21 protein-coding genes are annotated in these 19,302 nt (G+C 70.7%); 12 read left to right on the plus strand and 9 right to left on the minus strand.

Translation table 11 applies throughout. The features are described 5' to 3' along the window. The first annotated feature begins 19 nt into the window (after window positions 1–19). On the plus strand, window positions 20–472 hold the full coding sequence (locus ACWIHT_RS16715; RefSeq protein WP_456168783.1) for a phospholipase: 453 nt from the start codon (window positions 20–22) through the stop codon (window positions 470–472). A 76-nt stretch (window positions 473–548) separates the two neighbouring features. Further along, on the plus strand, window positions 549–1,136 hold the full coding sequence (locus ACWIHT_RS16720; RefSeq protein ID WP_456168785.1) for a dihydrofolate reductase family protein: 588 nt from the start codon (window positions 549–551) through the stop codon (window positions 1,134–1,136). Window positions 1,137–1,173: 37 nt separating this feature from the next. Here the strand turns inward: ACWIHT_RS16720 and ACWIHT_RS16725 are convergent, their stop codons facing one another. Beyond that, the gene (locus tag ACWIHT_RS16725) at window positions 1,174–1,953 is read right to left on the minus strand and encodes a DeoR/GlpR family DNA-binding transcription regulator (protein ID WP_456168787.1); all 780 of its coding nucleotides are present in this window, start codon (window positions 1,951–1,953) and stop codon (window positions 1,174–1,176) included. A 126-nt stretch (window positions 1,954–2,079) separates the two neighbouring features. On the opposite strand from ACWIHT_RS16725, the gene ACWIHT_RS16730 reads away from it, so the two are divergent. Together ACWIHT_RS16730 and ACWIHT_RS16735 are read left to right on the plus strand one after the other, a co-directional pair. After that, on the plus strand, window positions 2,080–2,961 hold the full coding sequence (locus ACWIHT_RS16730) for an SIS domain-containing protein (protein ID WP_456168789.1): 882 nt from the start codon (window positions 2,080–2,082) through the stop codon (window positions 2,959–2,961). Between the two features lie 16 nt (window positions 2,962–2,977). Next, complete coding sequence (locus ACWIHT_RS16735; protein ID WP_456168791.1) at window positions 2,978–3,844, plus strand: class II fructose-bisphosphate aldolase; 867 nt, start codon at window positions 2,978–2,980, stop codon at window positions 3,842–3,844. On the opposite strand, the gene ACWIHT_RS16740 is transcribed toward ACWIHT_RS16735, so the two are convergent. Further along, window positions 3,834–4,967, minus strand: coding sequence for a methyltransferase (locus ACWIHT_RS16740; RefSeq protein WP_456168855.1), 1,134 nt, complete (start codon window positions 4,965–4,967; stop codon window positions 3,834–3,836). The two genes, ACWIHT_RS16735 and ACWIHT_RS16740, sit on opposite strands and share 11 nt — an antisense overlap. Window positions 4,968–5,045: 78 nt before the next feature. Here ACWIHT_RS16740 and ACWIHT_RS16745 point away from each other — a divergent pair, with 78 nt between their 5' ends. The 4 genes from ACWIHT_RS16745 (at window position 5,046) to ACWIHT_RS16760 (ending at window position 8,551) form a co-directional block, all read left to right on the plus strand. After that, window positions 5,046–5,687 carry an alpha-ketoglutarate-dependent dioxygenase AlkB family protein gene (locus ACWIHT_RS16745; RefSeq protein ID WP_456168793.1) on the plus strand — a complete coding sequence of 214 codons (642 nt, stop codon included), beginning with the start codon at window positions 5,046–5,048 and terminating at the stop codon, window positions 5,685–5,687. Between the two features lie 99 nt (window positions 5,688–5,786). Beyond that, on the plus strand, window positions 5,787–7,001 hold the full coding sequence (locus ACWIHT_RS16750) for an ROK family protein (RefSeq protein ID WP_456168795.1): 1,215 nt from the start codon (window positions 5,787–5,789) through the stop codon (window positions 6,999–7,001). A gap of 107 nt (window positions 7,002–7,108) precedes the next feature. Further along, window positions 7,109–7,360 (plus strand): hypothetical protein, encoded by a 252-nt coding sequence (locus tag ACWIHT_RS16755; protein ID WP_406450662.1) that lies wholly within the window; start codon window positions 7,109–7,111, stop codon window positions 7,358–7,360. Between the two features lie 9 nt (window positions 7,361–7,369). Beyond that, entirely contained in the window at window positions 7,370–8,551 is a 1,182-nt protein-coding gene (locus tag ACWIHT_RS16760) for an SPFH domain-containing protein (protein ID WP_456168797.1), read from the plus strand. Between the two features lie 27 nt (window positions 8,552–8,578). Here the strand turns inward: ACWIHT_RS16760 and ilvY are convergent, their stop codons facing one another. Next, window positions 8,579–9,433, minus strand: coding sequence for an HTH-type transcriptional activator IlvY (gene ilvY, locus ACWIHT_RS16765; protein ID WP_456168799.1), 855 nt, complete (start codon window positions 9,431–9,433; stop codon window positions 8,579–8,581). Between the two features lie 88 nt (window positions 9,434–9,521). Between ilvY and ACWIHT_RS16770 the strand changes: the two genes are divergently transcribed. Then, window positions 9,522–10,991, plus strand: coding sequence for a ketol-acid reductoisomerase (locus ACWIHT_RS16770; protein WP_456168801.1), 1,470 nt, complete (start codon window positions 9,522–9,524; stop codon window positions 10,989–10,991). A 7-nt stretch (window positions 10,992–10,998) separates the two neighbouring features. Here ACWIHT_RS16770 and ACWIHT_RS16775 read toward each other — a convergent pair whose 3' ends face one another. From ACWIHT_RS16775 to ACWIHT_RS16800, 6 genes are all read right to left on the minus strand, one after another. Continuing rightward, window positions 10,999–11,748 (minus strand): TIGR03943 family putative permease subunit, encoded by a 750-nt coding sequence (locus tag ACWIHT_RS16775; protein WP_456168803.1) that lies wholly within the window; start codon window positions 11,746–11,748, stop codon window positions 10,999–11,001. Then, complete coding sequence (locus ACWIHT_RS16780; protein ID WP_456168805.1) at window positions 11,745–12,758, minus strand: permease; 1,014 nt, start codon at window positions 12,756–12,758, stop codon at window positions 11,745–11,747. The genes ACWIHT_RS16775 and ACWIHT_RS16780 overlap by 4 nt, the downstream gene beginning before the upstream one ends. A gap of 96 nt (window positions 12,759–12,854) precedes the next feature. Continuing rightward, window positions 12,855–13,733 (minus strand): phosphotriesterase family protein, encoded by an 879-nt coding sequence (locus ACWIHT_RS16785; protein WP_456168807.1) that lies wholly within the window; start codon window positions 13,731–13,733, stop codon window positions 12,855–12,857. A gap of 41 nt (window positions 13,734–13,774) precedes the next feature. Then, window positions 13,775–14,359, minus strand: coding sequence for a DUF4865 family protein (locus ACWIHT_RS16790; RefSeq protein ID WP_456168809.1), 585 nt, complete (start codon window positions 14,357–14,359; stop codon window positions 13,775–13,777). A gap of 11 nt (window positions 14,360–14,370) precedes the next feature. Next, entirely contained in the window at window positions 14,371–14,766 is a 396-nt protein-coding gene (locus tag ACWIHT_RS16795) for a (R)-mandelonitrile lyase (RefSeq protein ID WP_456168811.1), read from the minus strand. A gap of 12 nt (window positions 14,767–14,778) precedes the next feature. Beyond that, window positions 14,779–15,378 (minus strand): TetR/AcrR family transcriptional regulator, encoded by a 600-nt coding sequence (locus ACWIHT_RS16800; RefSeq protein ID WP_456168813.1) that lies wholly within the window; start codon window positions 15,376–15,378, stop codon window positions 14,779–14,781. A 176-nt stretch (window positions 15,379–15,554) separates the two neighbouring features. On the opposite strand from ACWIHT_RS16800, the gene ACWIHT_RS16805 reads away from it, so the two are divergent. The 3 genes from ACWIHT_RS16805 to ACWIHT_RS16815 are packed head-to-tail and all read left to right on the plus strand — an operon-like array spanning window position 15,555 to window position 19,152. Further along, entirely contained in the window at window positions 15,555–15,848 is a 294-nt protein-coding gene (locus ACWIHT_RS16805) for an SHOCT domain-containing protein (RefSeq protein ID WP_456168815.1), read from the plus strand. Beyond that, window positions 15,845–16,594 carry an ABC transporter ATP-binding protein gene (locus ACWIHT_RS16810; RefSeq protein WP_456168817.1) on the plus strand — a complete coding sequence of 250 codons (750 nt, stop codon included), beginning with the start codon at window positions 15,845–15,847 and terminating at the stop codon, window positions 16,592–16,594. The genes ACWIHT_RS16805 and ACWIHT_RS16810 overlap by 4 nt, the downstream gene beginning before the upstream one ends. After that, a complete protein-coding gene (locus ACWIHT_RS16815) occupies window positions 16,591–19,152 on the plus strand; it encodes an ABC transporter permease (protein ID WP_456168819.1) in 2,562 nt (853 codons plus the stop codon). Before ACWIHT_RS16810 ends, ACWIHT_RS16815 begins: the two co-directional genes overlap by 4 nt. The last annotated feature ends 150 nt before the right edge of the window (window positions 19,153–19,302 follow it).

A 19,302-nucleotide genomic window follows, 5' to 3' on the forward strand; every position in this document is an offset into this window, starting at 1 on the left:
GGTCTCATGGAGGTGTTGGATGCACCGCAGACTCGCCACCGGTCTCGCCGCCTCGACTCTGGCCCTGGTCGCCGTCGTCGCCACCGCGACAGCCGCCACCGCCGTACCCGCCGACAAGCCCCAGGTCCTCTCCAGCTGGACGCAGACCAGCGCGTCGAGCTACAACCTCTGGGCCGCGGCTCGCGCCAACCAAATCGCCTGGTCCGCCTACGAGTTCGACTGGTCCACCGACTACTGCTCCGACTCGCCCGACAACCCCTTCGGCTTCCCCTTCGCCACGTCCTGCGCCCGCCACGACTTCGGCTACCGCAACTACAAGGCCGCAGGCGCCTTCGACGCCAACAAGTCCCGCCTCGACAGCGCCTTCTACGAGGACCTCAAGCGCGTCTGCACCGCCTACAGCGGCGCCACGGCGACCGCCTGCGACAGCACGGCGTGGACGTACTACCAGGCCGTCAAGATCTTCGGCTGACGCATCGTCAACTGCTGAGCGGCCAAAGGAACCGCGACGACCGATGAGTTCCGGCGCCGGGGGAGGTCTACCCGGCATGAGCGAAAAAGTGATCTCAGGTATGTCCATGTCCCTCGACGGCTTCATCACCGCGCCGGACGACACTCGTGCCCATCCGCTGGGCATCGGCGGCGACCGTCTGCACCGATGGGTCCGGGAGATGGACGACACCGATGCCCGGGTCCTCGCCGAGATGGCCGACGGCGTCGGCGCCGTCCTCATGGGGCGGCATTCCTACGACCTGTGCGAAGGCGAGGGTGGGTGGGGCGACGGAGGGCCCGTGGGAAAGGTGCCCTGTGTCGTCCTCACCCATCACGCCCCCGATCCGGCGGACGTCGTCGCCCCCGACGTGTTCACCTTCGTCACCGACGGCATCGAGTCCGCGGTGGCCCGCGCCAAGGCGACCGCCGCCGGCGGGGACGTCGGCGTCCACGGTGCGAGTGCGGCCCAACAGGCGCTGAACGCCGGGCTGTTGGACGGGGTGCACATCATGCTCGTCCCCGTACTGCTGGGTGCGGGCAAACGGCTCTTCGACCATCTCGGCGGCCCCGTCGAACTCCGCCGGCTCTGGACGCGCGAGTCGCCGGACATCACCCACCTGCGCTTCGAAGTCCTGAAGCCCTGACCGGGCACCGACTCGGACCTCCGGCGCGGCCCGGCCGTCACACCGCCACGACCCGAACCCCCGCCTCCTCGAACCGCCTCGCCGTCTCCGGCGCCACCGCCGTATCCGTCACCAGCGTGTCCACCGACTCCGCCGAACAGATCCGGGCGAAGGCCCGCTGTCCGAGCTTGCTGGAGTCGGCCGCGACGACCACCCGCTCGGCGCGCTCGCACAGCAGCCGGTTGATCGCGGCCTCCGCCTCGTCATGGGCCGCCGCACCGTGCGTCACGTCGAAGGCGACCACACCGAGCACCGCCACATCGACGGTGATCTGCGAGAGCACCCCGTCCGCGAGCGGCCCGACGAGTTCGTACGACTGCGGGCGCGCGACCCCACCGGTCAGCACGATCTTGAACTGGGGCCGTACGGCAAGCTCGTTGGCGATGTTGAGCGCGTTGGTCACGATGGTCAGCGCGGGGGTTCCGGTCGTGAGATCGCCGCGCACGGCCAGGGCGCGGGCCACCTCCGTGGTCGTCGTGCCACCGGTCAGGCCCACCGCCTCGCCCGGCGCGACGAGTTCCGCGACCGCCTTGGCGATGCGCTGCTTCTCGGAGGCGTGCCGGGCGGTCTTGTAGCGCAACGGCAGTTCGTACGACACCCCGTGCACCACGGCGCCGCCCCGGGTGCGCACCAGCATCTGCTGCTCGGCGAGCTGGTCGAAGTCACGGCGGATCGTGGCGGCCGACACCGCGAGGTCGGCCGCGGCCTCCTCGACGTCGAGCCGTCCGCGCTCCACGAGCAGCTCCAGCAGCGCCTTCCAGCGGGCGTCGCGCGACATCCGCACTCTCCGTTCCTCGATTCTCCGCGACCCTAACGCACGCCCCCTCGGTCCAATTGCTTGATTGTGCTCGAAAGCTCGCTATATCTTGCAGGAACGAGCATAACCACCGGGGAGGGGAACGGCATGACCTATGTCGAGGACGAGCTGAAGAGCCAGCCCGAGTGCTGGACACGCGCCGCGTCACAGGCGCCGAAGTACCGGGACGTGCTGCCGGTGCCGGGGGAGCGGGTCGCGATCGTCGGCTGCGGCACCTCGTACTTCATGGCGCAGGCCGTCGCCGCACTCCGCGAGGGGACGGGCCAGGGCGAGACCGACGCCTTCGCCGCCTCCGAGTTCCCGTACGGCCGCCCGTACGACCGGGTCCTCGCCCTCACCCGCTCCGGCACCACGACTGAAGTCCTGGAACTCTTGGGCCAGTTGAAGGGCCGCACGCGCACCACCGCGATCACCGCCGACCCGCACACACCCGTCATGACGGCCGCCGACGACATAGTGGTCCTCGACTTCGCCGACGAACGCTCCGTGGTGCAGACCCGGTTCGCGACCACCGCGGTCACCCTGCTCCGCGCCCACCTGGGCCTGCACACCGACACCGCCGTCGCCGACGCCCGCACCGCACTCGCCGCCGAACTGCCCCAACAGCTCGTCGCCTGCACCCAGTTCACCTTCCTCGGCCGTGGCTGGACCGTCGGGCTCGCCAACGAGGCCGGGCTGAAGATGCGCGAGGCCTCACTGTCCTGGACCGAGGCCTACCCGGCGATGGAGTACCGGCACGGCCCGATCAGCATCACCACCCACGGCACCGCCACCTGGATGCTCGGCGAGGCACCCGAGGGACTCGCCCAACAGGTGCGCGCCACCGGCGGGTTGTGGATCGAGGGCGGCCTCGACCCGCTCGCCGAACTCGTCCGCGCCCAACGCCTCGCGGTCGCCGTCGCAGCACACCGCGACCTCGACCCCGACCGCCCGCGCCACCTCACCCGCTCGGTGATCCTCGCCCCCTGAAAGGACAGGAGAAGCCGTGCCCCTCGTCACCACCGGCGAACTCGTCACCCGCGCCGCCGAGGCCCGCTCCGCCGTGGCCGCCTTCAACATCATCACGCTGGAACACATCGAGGCCGTCATCACCGGCGCCGAGTCCGCCGACGCCCCCGTCGTCCTCCAAGTCAGCGAGAACGCCGTCAAGTTCCGCCACGGCCGCCTCCTCCCGCTCGCCCGCGCGGCCGTAGCCGCCGCCGAACGGGCCGCCGTACCCGTCGCGTTGCACCTCGACCACGTCCAGAGCGACGACCTGCTCCGACAGGCACCCGCCGCCGGGTTCAGCTCGGTGATGTACGACGCGGCTCGCCTCCCGTACGCCGACAACCTCGCCGCGACCCGCGCCGCCGCCGACTGGGCACACTCCCAAGGACTGTGGATCGAGGCCGAGTTGGGAGAGGTCGGCGGCAAGAACGGCGAGCCGCCGCTCGACGCCCACGCACCCGGCGCCCGCACCGACCCGGCCCAGGCCCGCACCTTCGTCACCGACTCCGGCGTGGACGCCCTCGCCGTCGCCATCGGCAGCACGCACGCCATGACCACCCGTACGGCCACCCTCGACCACGACCTCCTCAAGCGGCTCGCCGCCACCCTGGACGTCCCCCTCGTCCTGCACGGCTCCTCGGGAGTCCCCGACGACGAGCTGATCGCGGCCGTCGCGGGCGGCATCACCAAGGTCAACGTGGGCACCGCCCTCAACCTCGCGATGACCGGCGCGATCCGCGCCTACCTCGCCGAACATCCCCAGGCGGTCGATCCCCGCAAGTACCTGAGCGTGGGGCGGGAGGCGATGGCCGGGGCGGTCTCCCGGATCATCGGCGTGCTCGCCGCACCAGGCCCTAGCGCTTGACGGCCTTCAGCACCACGAACTTCGCGTCACTGGCGACGAGTTGGCTGTTGCCGAACAAGCGCTTCAGCTTCACGTGGTAGGCGAGATGCCGGTTGCCGATCACGTGGAGTTCTCCGCCCGGCCGCAGCGCGCGCCGCGCGTCGGAGAACATCCGCCAGGCCGTCGCGTCGGTCGTCGCCTGGTGGGAGTGGAACGGGGGATTGTTCAGCACGAGGTCCACACTCTCGGCCGGGACCCCGGTCAGCCCGTCCCCGACCCTGAACTCGGCCTGCCCCGGCACCCCGTTGGCCTTGTACGTGGCCTCGGCGGAGGCGACGGCCTGGAACGACTCGTCCACGAACAGGACTTCGGCCTCCGGATCGGCCAGCGACACCGCCGTACCGACGACACCGTTGCCGCACCCGAGGTCAACGACCCGGCGGGGACCGCGACTTGAGGGCAGGTGCTGGAGGAGGAACCGGGTGCCGATGTCGAGGCGCTCGGCGCAGAACACACCCGCGTGATTGACCACGGTCCGCCCAGACACCACACCGATGCCGTCGGGCAGGACGTAGCTGTGCGGCCACGGATTCGTGGCACGGACCCCCGACGACCGGGGCGTGCAGTGGATCAGCCGGGCCTTCTTCTCGGCCAGCGAGGTCCGGGTCGGGCCGAGGATCCGCTCGAACAGCTTCAGCGTCGAGGTGTGGATCTCCTTCACCATGCCGGTACCGACCACGACCGTACCGGCGTGCACCGCGGGCGCCAGCCGCAGCAACTGGTCCTCCAGCAGCGCGAGACTCTTGGGCACCCGCACCAGCAGGACGTCGACGCGCTCGGGCGGCGGATCCTGGGTGGTGAGCAGCCGTACGGAATCGGCGGCGACCTCGTTCCGGGCCAGGTTCGCCCTCGTCGCCTCCTGGGTGAGGAACGAGTCCGTGATCTGCACCGGGCCGTGCTGCGCGAGCGCCGTGGCCAGGGCGCCCCAGCGGTCGCCCACGATCACCACCGTCCCGGACGGCGGGGTGTCCTGTTCAGCGAGGTGTCGCAGCAGGTACTCGTCGGAGGCGTCCCAGGCGCGCAGCCGGTCGCGCGGGTCCTCGGGGAAGCGGGCCAGGGCGCGGTCGCCCCACGGTGTCGTCATGCGGTCGATATGGTCGTCCATCGTGCGCCAAGGCTAACCGAGTACCAGCTCACGGCCGGTCGGGGCAGGATGGTGCGCATGGACGCCGAGCTGTTCCCCCGGGCCCGCACGGAGATCGCGCCGGGCGCGGTGCACGTGCCGGACTGGCTCGACCCGGCCCGCCAGCGCGACCTCCTGACCGCCTGCCGCGACTGGGCCCGCCCACCCGCAGGCCTGCGCACGGTCCACACCCCCGGCGGCGGCACGATGACCGCCCGCCAGGCGTGCCTGGGCTGGCACTGGTACCCGTACGCCTACTCCCGCACGACGACCGACGGCGACGGCACCCCGGTCAAACCCTTCCCGGCCTGGCTCGACGAGCTGGGGCGACAAGCGGTCACCGACACACTGGGGACGCCGACCGCGTCGTACGACATCGCGCTGATCAATTTCTACGACGGCGACGCCCGCATGGGCATGCACCGCGACAGCGACGAGAAGTCCACCGCACCGGTCGTGTCGCTGAGCCTCGGCGACACCTGCGTCTTCCGCTTCGGCAACACGGAGACCCGCACGAAGCCTTACACGGACGTGGAGTTGAGGAGCGGCGACCTGTTCGTGTTCGGCGGGGCGTCGAGACTGGCGTACCACGGGGTGCCGAGGGTGTACGAGGGCACGGCGCCGGGGGAGTTGGGGCTGAGGGGGAGACTTAACGTGACGCTGAGGGTCAGCGGCTTCTAAAACGGGGGCAAACTCAGCAGGGGCGCGACCAGCCCCCACCGGCCGCAACTGTGAACACGCCCCGAACGGCTCTCTACGGATCATGGGAGACTCCCCCACATGAGCGGCGAAGGGACAACCTCAAGAGCGCGGCTGGACCGGGGCCGCGGTGCCCTCGGCCCCGCACTGGAGCTCGTGCACACCGGCCGCGCCCCCACCCGCGCCGTGCTCACCGCCGAACTCGGCGTGACCCGCGCGACGGCCGGCGCGGTCGCCGCCGAGCTGGAGGCGCTGGGCCTGATCAGGGTCGACGCGAGGCCCGGCGCGGCGGCAGGCTCGCAGGGCCGCCCCTCGCACCGGCTGGCCCTCGCCGAGGACGGACCCGTCGTGCTCGCCGCCCAGGTGCACGCCGACGGCTTCCGGGCCGCGCTCGTCGGGCTCGGCGGCCAGATCGTGGTGACAGCCCCCGGCTGCGAGGCCGTGGACGCCGACCCGGCGAAGGTGCTCGGCTCGGTGGTGGAGGCCGGTGCGGATCTGCTGCGCGAGACGGGTCGGCGCTGTGTGGGCGCCGGACTCGCCGTACCGTCCGCCGTCGCCGAACCCGAGGGGCTGGCACTGAACCCCCTCCACCTCGCCTGGCCCGCTGGGGCACCGGTGCGGCGGATCTTCGCCGAGTGCGTGCGCGCGGCGGGCATCGCCGGACCGGCGTTCGCGGGCAACGACGTCAACCTCGCCGCGCTCGCCGAACACCGGCACGGAGCGGGCCGGGGCGCCCGCGACCTGCTGTGCGTGGCGACCGGACACCGGGGTGTGGGCGGCGCGCTGGTCCTCGACGGGCGTCTGCACACGGGGAGTTCGGGGCTCGCGCTCGAAGTCGGACACCTCACCGTCAACCCCGAGGGCCGCCCCTGCTACTGCGGCAGCCGCGGCTGTCTCGACGTCGAGGCCGACCCGCTCGCCTTCCTCACGGCCGCCGGTCGGGAGCCCGGCCCCGAGGTGTCCCTGCTCCAGCAGTCCAACGACCTGATCCGCCGGCACTACGACGACCCGTCCGTCCGCAGGGCCGCCGAGACCCTGATCGACCGGCTCGGGCTGGGGCTCGCAGGGCTGGTGAACATCCTCAATCCCGACCGGATCATCCTCGGCGGACTGCACCGCACACTCCTGGACGCCGACCCGGAGCGGCTGCGCGCGGTCGTCGCCGACCGCAGCCTGTGGGGGCAGAGCGGGGGCGTGCCGATCCTCGCCTGCACCCTCGACCACAACAGCCTGGTCGGCGCCGCCGAGTTGGCGTGGCAGCCCGTGCTCGACGACCCGCTGGCGGCCCTTTCCTGACCGCGCGGACGGCACGTGACGGAAGGAATCGACCAGCCCGTTGGGAGCCGGGGCAGAGTAGGTCTATCGTCGGAAACCTAAGGCCAGAGGATGGAGGGCGGCCGGTGATGCCGCAGGATGAGCCCGTGATCGGATGCACGGGGCAGGTGATCATCGGAACCCGAGGAAGCGCGGGCCCCGGCGAGATCCTGGTGCGCGTCCGCGGCGGCTCCGAGACCTTCCTCGCCTGGTCTGACGATCCTCTGCCCACGGGGGCGACCGTGCTCGTGATCGAGTCGCGTGGGGGTCGTGAGGTCCACGTCATCGAATGGGTGGATCCATTGGACGCGCTGGGCGGGGACCCCGCCGGCGCAGAGTGAGGAGTACCAATGTTCGGTTACCGCGTTCCCGCTCCCGATGAGGCGATGCTGATCTCGGGTGGCAGGCGGGGACTGGGGGGCGCGCCGTTCCGAGTGGTGACGGGGCACGGAAAGTTCGTGCTCCCGGTTTTCCGCAAGACCCGTTTCCTCACCCTGGCGATGTGCGAGGCAGAGGTCACCGAGACCTGCGTGACCCGGCAGGGCATCGCGCTGAACGTCCGCGCCGTCATCGCCTTCAAGGTGGGCAACGACACCGAGAGCATCATCAACGCGGGCCAGCGCTTCCTGTCCGACCAGGACCAGATGTCGGTCCTGACCGGCCGGATCTTCGCAGGTCACCTGCGGTCCATCATCGGCTCGATGACGGTCGAGGAGATCGTCACCGAGCGGCAGAAGCTCGCCGCCGAGGTGCTGGACACCTCGAAGATCGAGATGGCCAAGATCGGCCTGATCGTCGACTCGCTCCAGATCCAGTCCATCGACGACGGCGACACCGGCTACATCGAGGCCATGTCCGCCCCGCACAAGGCGGCCATCCAGCGGCAGGCCCAGATCGCCCAGGCCCAGGCCACCCAGGCCTCCGCCGAGGCGCAGCAGGCCGCGGCCCGCAACCAGGCCGAGTACGCCCGGCAGACCGCCGTCGTCAAGGCCGAGTACTCCGCCGAGGTGGACCGCGCCCAGGCACAGGCCGCGCAGGCCGGACCGCTCGCGCAGGCCCACGCCCAGCAGGAAGTGCTCGCCGCGCAGACCGAACTCGCGCAGCGCCAGGCCGAGTTGCGCCAGCAGCAGCTCGTCGCCGAGATCGTCAAGCCGGCCGAGGCCGAGGCCCAGCGGATCAAGCTGCTCGCCATCGCCGAGGCCGAGCGCATGAAGATCCAGGCCGAGGCGGCGGCCTCCTACGACCGGGTCGCGCTCGACCGCATGCTGATCGACCAGCTCCCGCAGATCGTGAAGGAAGCGGCGGGCGGCCTCGCCGGCGCCAACGTCAACGTCCTCAACGGCGCGGACGGCCTCGGCGAGATCGCGGCCGGACTGGTCTCGCAGGGCCTCACGATCCTCGACTCGGTCCGGGGCAACCTGGGCAACGCGGACAACGACGGCCGCCGCCCCGGCGAGGACGTCAAGAACCTGCTCCAGCTCCCGGCGAAGAAGGACGACAAGAAGGACGACGGTCCGGTGGACCTGGACTAGCAGACGCTCCGAAGGCAGGCACCGGTCCTACCAGGGAGCCGTGAGGCTCCACAGCGTCGCCACCAGCGGGCGGCGCAGGTCGGCCCGCCGTACGCACAGCCCGATCGGGAGCGGCTCCGGCGCGGGATCCGCCGCGACGACCGCCAGCCGCTCCCGTACGGCACTGCACTCCAGCACCAGCCGGGGCACGACGCCCGTCCCGCAGCCCAGTGCGACCAGCGTCAACAGCCCCTCGTGGCCGTCCGGTTCACAGACCACGTCCGGTGTCGTGCCCCGGGCCCGGAACCAGCGGTCGGCCGCCTCCCGCACCAGCCCCCGGTGCGGCAGCACGAACGGGCCGTCGAGCCCCGGATCGGGACGGTCCAGGGCGGTGACCAGCACCAGCTCGCTCACCGCGACCGTCCGGCTCACCAACGGCTCCGGCAGCCGCGCCGGAATGCCCGCGACCACCACGTCCACCTCACCCTCGTCGAGCCGGGCCAGCGCGGCCGCCGCGTCACCGGTGCGCAGATCGAGCCGTACCTGCGGATGGGCGGCCCGGAAGGGCGCCAACAGGTCGGGCAACAGGGCCTGGCAGGCGGTCACCGTGGCGAACAGGGCGAGCCTGCCGGTGAGTTCGGCCGGGTCGGGATGCTCCTCGCGGTAGGCGCGCCACAACTCCATTGCCTGGACGGCGTATTCACGGAACCGGTGCCCCTCCGCCGTCAACGACACCCCGCGCGCCCCACGGTCGAACAACCGGTGCCCGAGGCCGGCCTCCAGCCGCTGCACGGTCCGCGTCAGCGTCGCCGGACTGACATGACAGTCCAGACTCGTCCGCCCGAAGTTCAGCGTCTGCGCCAGATGCAGGAAAAGACGCAGCTCCCGACGGTCGTCCCGCATCCCTCGACCTCGCCCTTTCACTTCTCGCAACAGCCCGCTGCACAGATTGCGCTTGCCGCAACACCCGCCCGGAGCCTACAACTCGACCATGACCTCGACCACGCACACCTCCGCCGTCTTCACCCTCGAAACGATGGACGTGCCCGGCGGCACGGAGACCATCCTGCGCGGCGGCCGACACCTCTTCCCGCTGCTCCCGCGGGCCTTCGCGGGCGTCCGCCGCATCGGCGTCATCGGCTGGGGCCCGCAGGGCCGCGCCCAGGCCCGCAACCTGCGCGACTCCCTCGCCGGTACGGACATCACGGTGAGCGTCGGACTGCGCCCCGGCTCGGCGTCCGCCGCCGACGCCCGCGCCCACGGTTTCACCGAGGAGGACGGCACACTCGGCGACTGGCTCGCCGTCACCGCCGACAGCGATCTCGTCATCCTCCTCATCGCGGACGCGGCCCTCGCCGCCCACCACGAGGAGATCTTCGCGGCCCTCAAGCCCGGCGCCACCATCGGCCTCTCCCACGGCTTCCTCCTCGGCCATCTCCGGTCCACCGGCGGCGAGTTCCCGTCCGGACACGGCGTCATCGCCGTCTGCCCCAAGGGCATGGGCGACTCCGTGCGCCGCCTCTACGAACAGGGCGCGGAGATCAACGGCGCGGGAATCAACAGCAGTTACGCCGTCCACGCCGACCCCGACGGCAAGGCCACCGACCGCGCGCTCGGCTGGTCGGTCGCGCTCGGCTCGCCGTACACCTTCCGCACCACCCTGGAGAGCGAGTACCGCTCCGACATCGTGGGCGAACGCGCCATCCTGCTCGGCGCTGTCCACGGCATCGTCGAGAGCCTCTACACCCGCTACCGCCTGTCCGGCGACGACCCGGTGACCGCGTACGAGCGCTCCTGCGAGAACGTCACCGGACCCATCGCCCGGACCATCTCGCACGCCGGACTCCGCGCCGTCCGCGAGGAGTTGGACCCGGCCGGACGCGAGGTCTTCGACCGCGCGTACTCGGCGACCTACGGCCCCGCCCGCGAGATCGTCGCCGAGATCTACGACGAGGTCGCCGACGGCACCGAACTGCGCAGCGTCGTCCTCGCCGAACGGCGGCTCGGCGCACGGGAGATGAGCGGGATCGGCGGCTCACCCATGTGGGCCGCGGGACCGGAGGTCCGCGCCTGCCGGGCCGAACGCGCCCTGCCCGTCGAGCCGTTCACCGCCGGGGTGTTCGTGGCGACGATGACCGCCCAGGTCGACGAGTTCGCCGAGCGCGGCCACCCCTGGTCGGAGATCGTCAACGAGTCGGTCATCGAGGCGGTGGACTCCCTGCTGCCCTACATGCACGCCCGCGATGTGGCGTACATGGTCGACAACTGCTCCCGCACGGCCCGCCTTGGCACCCGCCGCTGGGGCCCGCGCTTCCAGGCGGCCTACGAGCAGATCGCCTACCCGGCGTCCGAACTCCCCCCGAACGAAGCCCTGTTGACAGCCTTCGACACCCACCCCATGCACGAGGCACTGGCCGCCGCGTCGAAACTGCGCCCGTCCGTGGACATCTCCGTGGCCTAGACCCCGCTCACCGGGAAGTCGGGAACGGCAGGGCGTCCTGATAGGCGTTCACCGGCTTGGCGACCTTCTCGACGGTGACGCCGTCGAGCGCGGCCGGGGCGGAACTCGTGCCCAGGGTTCCGCCCGCGTGCCAGGTCCCGGTGATCGTCACCCAGGTGTTGGCGGCCAGGGCGGGAATGCCGTAGACCCGCACCTTGATGGACTGGGCGTCCGCGGCGCAGCACGAGATCATGATGCGGGTCAGGTCCCAGGATGTGCTTCCACCGTCGGGCGTGACGAAACCGGTCATCTGGACGGTGCGGCCCTTGATGGTCCCCTTGCGGTCCTGCTGCACACGGGTGGTGAAGTCGGTCAGGGTCATCGGCAGCGGCGAGGTCGCGGGCAGCGGATCGAAGGAGTCCTGCTGGGGGACGGCCTTGGGCGCGGCGCGGGAGGCGGTGTAGGCGCCGAGGGCGGGCGGGGCGTAGAAGAGGAGGCTGAGCGCGGGGAGGAAGAGCAGCCAGGCGACGCGGGGCACCTTGGAGTGGTTGTGGCCCGCGTGCTCTTCAGCGGGTTCGGCGTGGTCGTGACCGGCGTCCGCCTTCGGGCGGGACCATGCCTCCGCGATGCCCAGCAGGATCAGCAGGAACCCCGACACGACGAGCATCGGGCGCATGCTCGGCTTGACGTAGCGCAGGCACAGGTCGGTGAAGAGCGAGGCGTGCAGCAGGCCCAGGCCGTTGAGGACGAGCAGGGTCACCTGGAGGGGGCGTCTCACAGCAGTACGGCTCCGATCAGCGCGCTGGACAGGACCGCGACGACCGTCGTGGCAGCGGAGAAGCGGGCCGCGAAGGCCCGGCCGAACGTGCCGGCCTGGAGGGCGATCAGCTTCAGGTCCACCATGGGGCCGACCACCATGAAAGCCAGCCGCGCGGTGGGGGAGAAGCCCGTGAGCGAGGACGCCACGAACGCGTCGGCCTCGGAGCAGACCGCGAGGATGATCGCGAGCGCGGCCAGGAACAGCACGGACAGCCACGGCGAACCGGCGAACGTGTCGAGCACGGAACGCGGTACGGCGACATTGAAGGTCGCCGCCGCCATCGCCCCCACGACCAGGAACCCACCGGCGTGCAGGAAGTCGTGCTGGAACCCGGTCCGGAACTCCGTCCAGCGACTCTGCCCCGGCTGGTGCCCGGCATGCCGCACGGCCGGACGCAGCCACTCCTCCCGCCCCAGCCAGAGCCACAGCCAGCCCATCACCACGGCGGTGGCGAGCGAGGCGAGCAGCCGGGCCAGCACCATGACCGGACTGGCGGGGAACGCGATCGCCGTGGCGGTCAGCACCACCGGGTTGATCGCGGGCGCCGACAGCAGGAACGCGAACGCGGCGGCCGGGGTCACCCCGCGCCCGATCAGACTGTTCGCGACCGGCACCGACGCGCACTCGCACCCCGGCAGTACAACCCCCGCCATTCCGGCGACCGGCACCGCGAACGCGGCCCGCTTCGGCAGGATCCGCGTGAACACCCGCGCCGGAACGAACGCGTTGATCGCCCCCGACAGCGCCGTGCCCAGCAGCAGGAAGGGCAGCGCCTGCGTGGTGATGGCCAGACAGACGGTCCGCCAGGCCTGCACGGCCGGAGAGTCCAGCCACCGCCCGACGGAGAAGAGCAGCAGCCCGGGAAGAACGGCCGCCCCCAGCAACAGCAGCGGCCAGGACCTGGGCCACCCCGCCGCCGCGACATCCTCAGCCTCCGCCGCTCTGGGCGGCTCCACTGTCGTCTGCACACGAGCTCCACATGTTCGATGTCCGCGTCGAACATATCGGGCCCTCGTCACCCCTCGACGACCGCCTCCGGCGCGGAGGCGTACCGCACCCTCCTCTCAACGCCAGTCGACGGCGAAAGCCCGCGCGGGGTTCTCCCTGAGAACGCGCCCCACCAGCTCCTCGCCCAGCTCCAGCGCGAGTCGTGGCGCGACCCGCCGCACCAGATACGGCATCCCCGGACCCCCGTCCACCGAGCGGGCGCCCGCGACCACCGTGTCCCCGCCGAGCAGCAGCCGGTCACCGAAACCGGCCTCGGCCAACGCCCGCACTCCGTCCGGCATCCGCCAGTCCGTGGCGTGGTGGGCGCGGGACGGGCCGTCGAACGCGAGGTAGGCCCCCGTTTCCGCGGCCTGCCGCTGGACCACGAGATCGGGGGAGCGGTTGAGATGCCCGAGGATCACCCGCTGCGGTTCGACGCCCAACTCCCCGCACAACAGGTCGAGTACATCGAGCGCGCCCGTGCCCATCTCCAGGTGGACGGCGATCGGCGCCCCCGTCGCACGGTGAGCCTCGGCCGCAGCGGCCATCGTCCACCGTGCATGCGCGTCGAGTCCGTGAAAGCCGCCCGCGACCTTGATCACCCCGGCCCGGACACCCGACGGCCCGACGCCCTCCGTCAACTCGGCGACGAAAACCTCGGCCAGCCGACCGCGCAGGCCGGCCAACAACTCCCGGCTGTAATGGGCCGCTTGATGCAACCCGGTCGCGCACACCACATGGACACCCGCGCCCCGGGACAGCGAGGGCAGATCGGCGACCCGCCGCCCCATCCCGTACGGCGTCCACTGCACGACACCGCCACCGCCCACCGAACGGAACGCGGCCAACTCGGCCCGCGCGGCCGAGGCGTCCTCCAGCTCCTGTCCCGGGAGTCGGGGACTGCGCAGAAAGAGATGGTCGTGCGCGTCGCACACCCCCAGTTCCCCTGGCTCCACATCCCCCAGCACCGTACGAACGGCGGCGACGCCACTCCCCCCTACCACTGCCGACCGCGTGGCAACGCGCCCCGCCCGGGCTCCGAAACGTGCAGCACCTGGAACACGTCCCCCTCCGCCTTCGGCCTGTCGTGCTCCCAGAGCGAGAAGTGCACCAGCTCCCAGCCGCGCGGGTCGACGGCCGACGCGGCGACCACCGCGCCGTCCTCCCCGGCCAGCCGCAGGGTCTCACCGACGGCGTCCTCCATGACCGCGGCCAGTTCAACCCCCTCCGGTATCGGCCGCCGACTGCGCACGGCGACGGCGGCGGGGGAGCCCGCAGCCCCACCCTCCTCGTAGGCGAGGCCGGTCCACTGCCGCACCTCCGGCCGCCCGAAGTCGTCGGTGAGCCGCTGGAAGGCGCCGCCCCACAGGAAGCGATTCATGCCCTCCACCGTGTTCCACAGGTAGAACGGCGCGTACTGGTTGACCGGTGAACCGTGCACCCCGCGCTCACGCAGCAGATACGTCTTGAAGCCGAGGCCGTCCCAGTCGTCGAGCAGCTGCCCGACCCGCGCCACCCGCCCCCGGATGACGCCCATGTCATAGTCGGCGGGCAGGGTGAGTTCATACTGCATGGCGTGCATCAAGTTCCTCCTCAGGAGGGGTAGTTCGCGGGATCGACGGGCCCGTGCCAGTCGGCGGTCGTACCGTCCTCGGCGGCCTCGACAACGGCGAGATGCGTCATGAACGTGCGCGGTCCGGCGCCGTGCCAGTGCCACTCGCCCGGCTCGATCCACACGGTGTCGCCCGCGCGGATCGGTTCGACGGCACCGCCCCTGCGCTGCACGAGCCCCTCGCCCTCCGTCACATACAGCACCTGGCCGTGCGGATGGGTGTGCCACGCGGTGTGCGCGCCGGGCGTGAAGTGCACGCTGAACATCCGTATCCGGGACGGTGGTTCGGGCGCCGCGAGCTCGTCGAGCCACACCGTGCCGGTGAAGTTCTCCGCCGGACCCTGCCGCGTGTCGGGGCGCTTCCTGCTGATCTGCACGTGCCTGGACTCCTATCGGGAGGACATGGAAGTAGTGGAGGACATGGGGGAGAGCAGGGACAGCAGCCCCCGGACACCCGCGTCGAACGCCCCTGCCGAACCGGACGCACGGGCCAGGACATACCCACCCTGCACGGTCGCGAGGATCGTCGACGCGATCTCCTCACCGTCCAGCTCCGTCCCGAACTGCCCCTGCTCCTTGCCCTCTTCGACGATTCCGGCGAGCCGCTCACGGATCGCGTCGAGCGCGTCGTCGACCGGCTCACGCAACTCGGCGCTGGCGATCACATCCGGATCCATCGTCAGCCGCCCGACCGGACACCCCCGCAGCACATCGCGCTCGCGCCGCAGATACGCCTCGATCCGCTCGTACGGCGTGCCCGGCCCGTCGAGTACTCCCTCGGCGGCAGCACGCAGCTCCTCGGCCGTCCGCCGGATCGCGGCCAGCGCCAGATCCGGCTTGCCCTTGAAGTGGTGGTACATGCTGCCCTGCCCGGCGCCCGCGCGCTCCAGGATCGCCTTGGGGCTGGTGCCCACGTACCCGCGCTCCCACAACAACTCGCGAGTGGACTCGATCAACCGCTCCGAAGTGCTCACACAACGACTGTACATACTAGTAGTTACAGAAGTCGAGACCCCAAGAAGCAGCCGGAACAACCCCACATACTCCCCGGGAGGTACACACACTGCCGCTGGCCGTACGACGACCCCGACCCCTCCCCGGAGCCAGTCTCGATACATCACAGGAAGCCCGTTGAGGGCTCAGGACTCCTTGGAGATGAATCGACATGCAGACTCTGGCGAACTGGAACGGCGGCGGCCCCGGCCCGTGGATCCTGTTCTTCCCGCTGATCTGGGCGGCCGTGGTGGTAGGCGTGGTGACCGTGCTCCGCCGCACGGCCTGGCGCGGACGCGGAGCCCCTTGGCGCGCCATGAACGACATGCGACCCACCGGCGACTCCCCCCTGGCCGTCCTCGGCCGCCGTTTCGCCTCCGGTGAGATCGAAGAGGACGAGTACTGGCGCCGACTGTCCGTCCTGGACGAGCAGTTCGGCCGCGTAGGCAAGGGCGGCCCGGCGTGACCACCCGGACCACCACCCGCACGGCCGCGCGGGTCGTCGACGCCGTGAAGGTCTACGGCGTCGGCGACACCGCCGTTCGCGCCCTGGACGGGGTGAGCGTCGACTTCCCGGCCGGCCGCTTCACCGCGATCATGGGCCCGTCCGGCTCAGGCAAATCCACCCTCATGCACTGCGCGGCCGGACTCGACACACTCACCTCCGGAGCCGCCTACATAGGCGACACCCAACTCGACGCGCTGGACGACCGGCGTCTCACCCTCCTCCGCCGAGACCGCGTCGGCTTCGTCTTCCAGGCCTTCAACCTGATCCCGACCCTGACCGTCGCAGAGAACATCACCCTCCCCCTCGACCTCTCCGGCACCAGCGGCGACCACGACTGGATCGACGAACTCATCGACGTCGTAGGCCTGCGTGACCGCCTCCACCACCGCCCCTCCGAACTCTCCGGCGGCCAGCAGCAACGCGTCGCCGTGGCAAGGGCGTTCGCGGGCCGCCCCGAGGTCGTCTTCGCCGACGAGCCGACAGGCAACCTCGACTCCCGCTCCGGCGGCGAGGTCCTCGGCCTGCTCCGCCGCGCCGTACGACAGACGGACCGCACGGTCGTCATGGTCACCCACGACCCGGTCGCCGCCGCCCACGCCGACGAGGTCGTCTTCCTCGCCGACGGACGCCTGGTGGACCGTATGGAATCTCCCACGGCCGACAGGGTGTTGGACCGCCTCAAGGCCTTCGAGGTGAGGTCATGAACGCGTCCGTACGCCTGAGCATGTCCTCCCTGCGGGCCCACAAAAGGCGCTTCGCCGGTACGTTCCTCGCCGTGTTCCTGGGTGTCGCCTTCCTCGCCGGGACCTTGGTCATGGGCGACACTCTCCGCGCCAACTTCGACACGATGTTCGGCGACGCGACCAGCGGCACGGACGCCGTGGTCCGCAGCGCGGACGCCATCACAACCCCAGGCGAGAGCCAGGGCGTACGACAACCGGTGAGTACATCCCTGGCAAAGACCATCACCCAGATCCCCGGCGTCGCGGCCGCCGCCCCCAGCATCCAGGGCGCAGGCCAACTGGTGGGCGCCAACGGCAAACCGATCGGCGGCAAGGGCCCGCCCACCCTCGCAGGCAACTGGATCACCGACCCGAAACTCAACCCGTACCGCCTGGCGGAAGGCCGCACTCCCACCGCCCCCGGCGAGGTGGTGGTCAACCGAGGCGCCGCGGACAAGGGTCACTTGAAGCTAGGTGACACCACGACACTGCGCACACCGAACCCCGTCAAGGTGAAGATCGTGGGCCTGGCGACCTTCGCAGGCGAGGACGGCATGGCGCAGGTGACGTTCACCGGCATGACACAGACGGACGCCGAGAAGTACCTCACAGCCAAGCCCGGCGAGGCATCGAGCATCAGCGTGCGCGCGGACCCCGGTATCAGCCAGCGCCAACTGGTAGACCGCCTGACTCCCTTCCTCCCCAAGGGAGTTGAGGCGATCACGGGCCAGCAGTCGGCACAGGAGAACACGGACATGATCTCCTCCCAATTCCTGACGATCTTCACCACGTTCCTGCTCGTCTTCTCAGGCATCGCCCTCCTGGTGGCGACCTTCTCCATCCACAACACTTTTGCCATAGTCATCGCCCAACGCACCCGCGAGAACGCCCTGTTGCGTGCCCTGGGTGCCTCCCGCCGCCAGGTCACCGCAGCCACGGTCACCGAGGCGAGCGTGGTAGCCGTAACGGCGTCGGCAGCGGGCTTTGCAGGCGGCATCGCCATCGCAGCCGGACTCCAGGCACTGTTCCCGACCATCGGATTCCCTTTCCCGAACGGCGACTTGGTGATCCACACGCTCTCCCTCACCCTCCCCCTCCTGGTAGGCACGATCGTCTGTCTGGCCTCCGCCCTCATGCCGGCCATCCGCGCGGGCCGCACCGCCCCCCTGGCCGCACTCCGTGAGACGGCGGTCGACGAGTCCGGCGCATCTCGCACCCGAGCAGTGACCGGAATGACCCTGGCCACCCTCGCGGTAGCCGCGACACTCACGGGCGTACTGGTCTCACCGTCCTTGCCGCTGGCGGGACTTGGGGCACTGCTGGCCCTGATCGCCTTCGTGGTCCTGGGCCCGGTAGCCTCGTCCACGGCAGTACGAGTCCTGGGCATCCCACTCGACCGACTGCGAGGCATCACCGGCGCCCTGGCCCGCCGCAACGCCCTACGCAATCCCCGCCGCACGGCCGCCACCGCGAGCGCCCTGATGATCGGCGTGGCCGTGGTATCCCTCTTCACGGTGTTCGGAGCCTCACTGAAGGCCACGATGGACCAGACCGTGTCCCGGTCCTTCGCCGGAGACGTGGCGGTGAGCACCCCGTCCTTCGGCGCGGGCGGCAGCGGACTGAGCCCTCAACTGGCGGGAGCCATAGCCAAGTTGCCCGAGGTGGACACAGCAGTGGGCCTGGGCCGAGGAGTGGCCGAAGTCAACGGCAAGGGAAGGGCGCTGACGGTGACGGACCCCACGGCCCTGGCCCGCACCTTCGACCTGGGCAAGGTTCAGGGCTCCCTGACCACCCTGGGTACCGACGGCATAGCCATCACACGCACAGAGGCGAACCGCCAACACCTCACCCCCGGCAGCAAAACCCAACTCACCTTCACCGACGGCAAGAAGAAGACCTTCACGGTCCGCGCGGTCTACGGCCGGTCCGAACTCGCCGGCGACTACGTCATCACGCGAGCCGCCTGGGCCCCACACCGCACCCAGGACTCGGACACACTGATCGCAGTCTCCTTCACGAAGGGCGTGAGCACGGCGAAGGGCAAAGCGGCCGTCCAGCAGATCGCCGACCGTTACGGAGCCCCACAAGTCCAGACCCGCCACGAATACGTCCAGTCCTCGGCAGGCGGCATAGACATGATGCTGACCCTCGTCTACGCCCTACTAGCCCTCGCAGTCCTGATCGCCCTCCTGGGCATCGCCAACACACTGACCCTGGCGATCCACGAACGCACCCGAGAACTAGGCTTGTTGAGGGCCGTAGGCCAGACCCGCCCCCAACTCAGGGCCATGATCCGCTGGGAGTCAATCCTGCTAGCCGCCTTCGGCACACTGGGCGGCCTAACCCTCGGCGCCTTCCTGGGCTGGGTCCTGGTAAAGGCCTCGGACGGAGCAAGCGACAGCACCTTCACCTTCTCCATCCCACCCCAACAACTCCTCCTGGTAGCCCTGGTAGGCCTAACAGCAGGCGCACTGGCAGGCCTCCGCCCAGCCCGCCGAGCCGCACATCTGGACCTACTCCGAGCCATCGCCACGGAGTAACTCGGGGCAAGGGCCCACCCACTTGCACTGTCCCCACGCGCCGGCCGAGAGGGAGCCGTAGGGGCGCGCCGGTGTCGAGAGCCCCAGCGCGCGGAGGCGCGCAGCGCCGAGCACGGTGGGGCTCTCGACACCCCGCCGTGGCCCCCCCGC

Source organism: Streptomyces sp. NPDC002276, assembly GCF_053891435.1.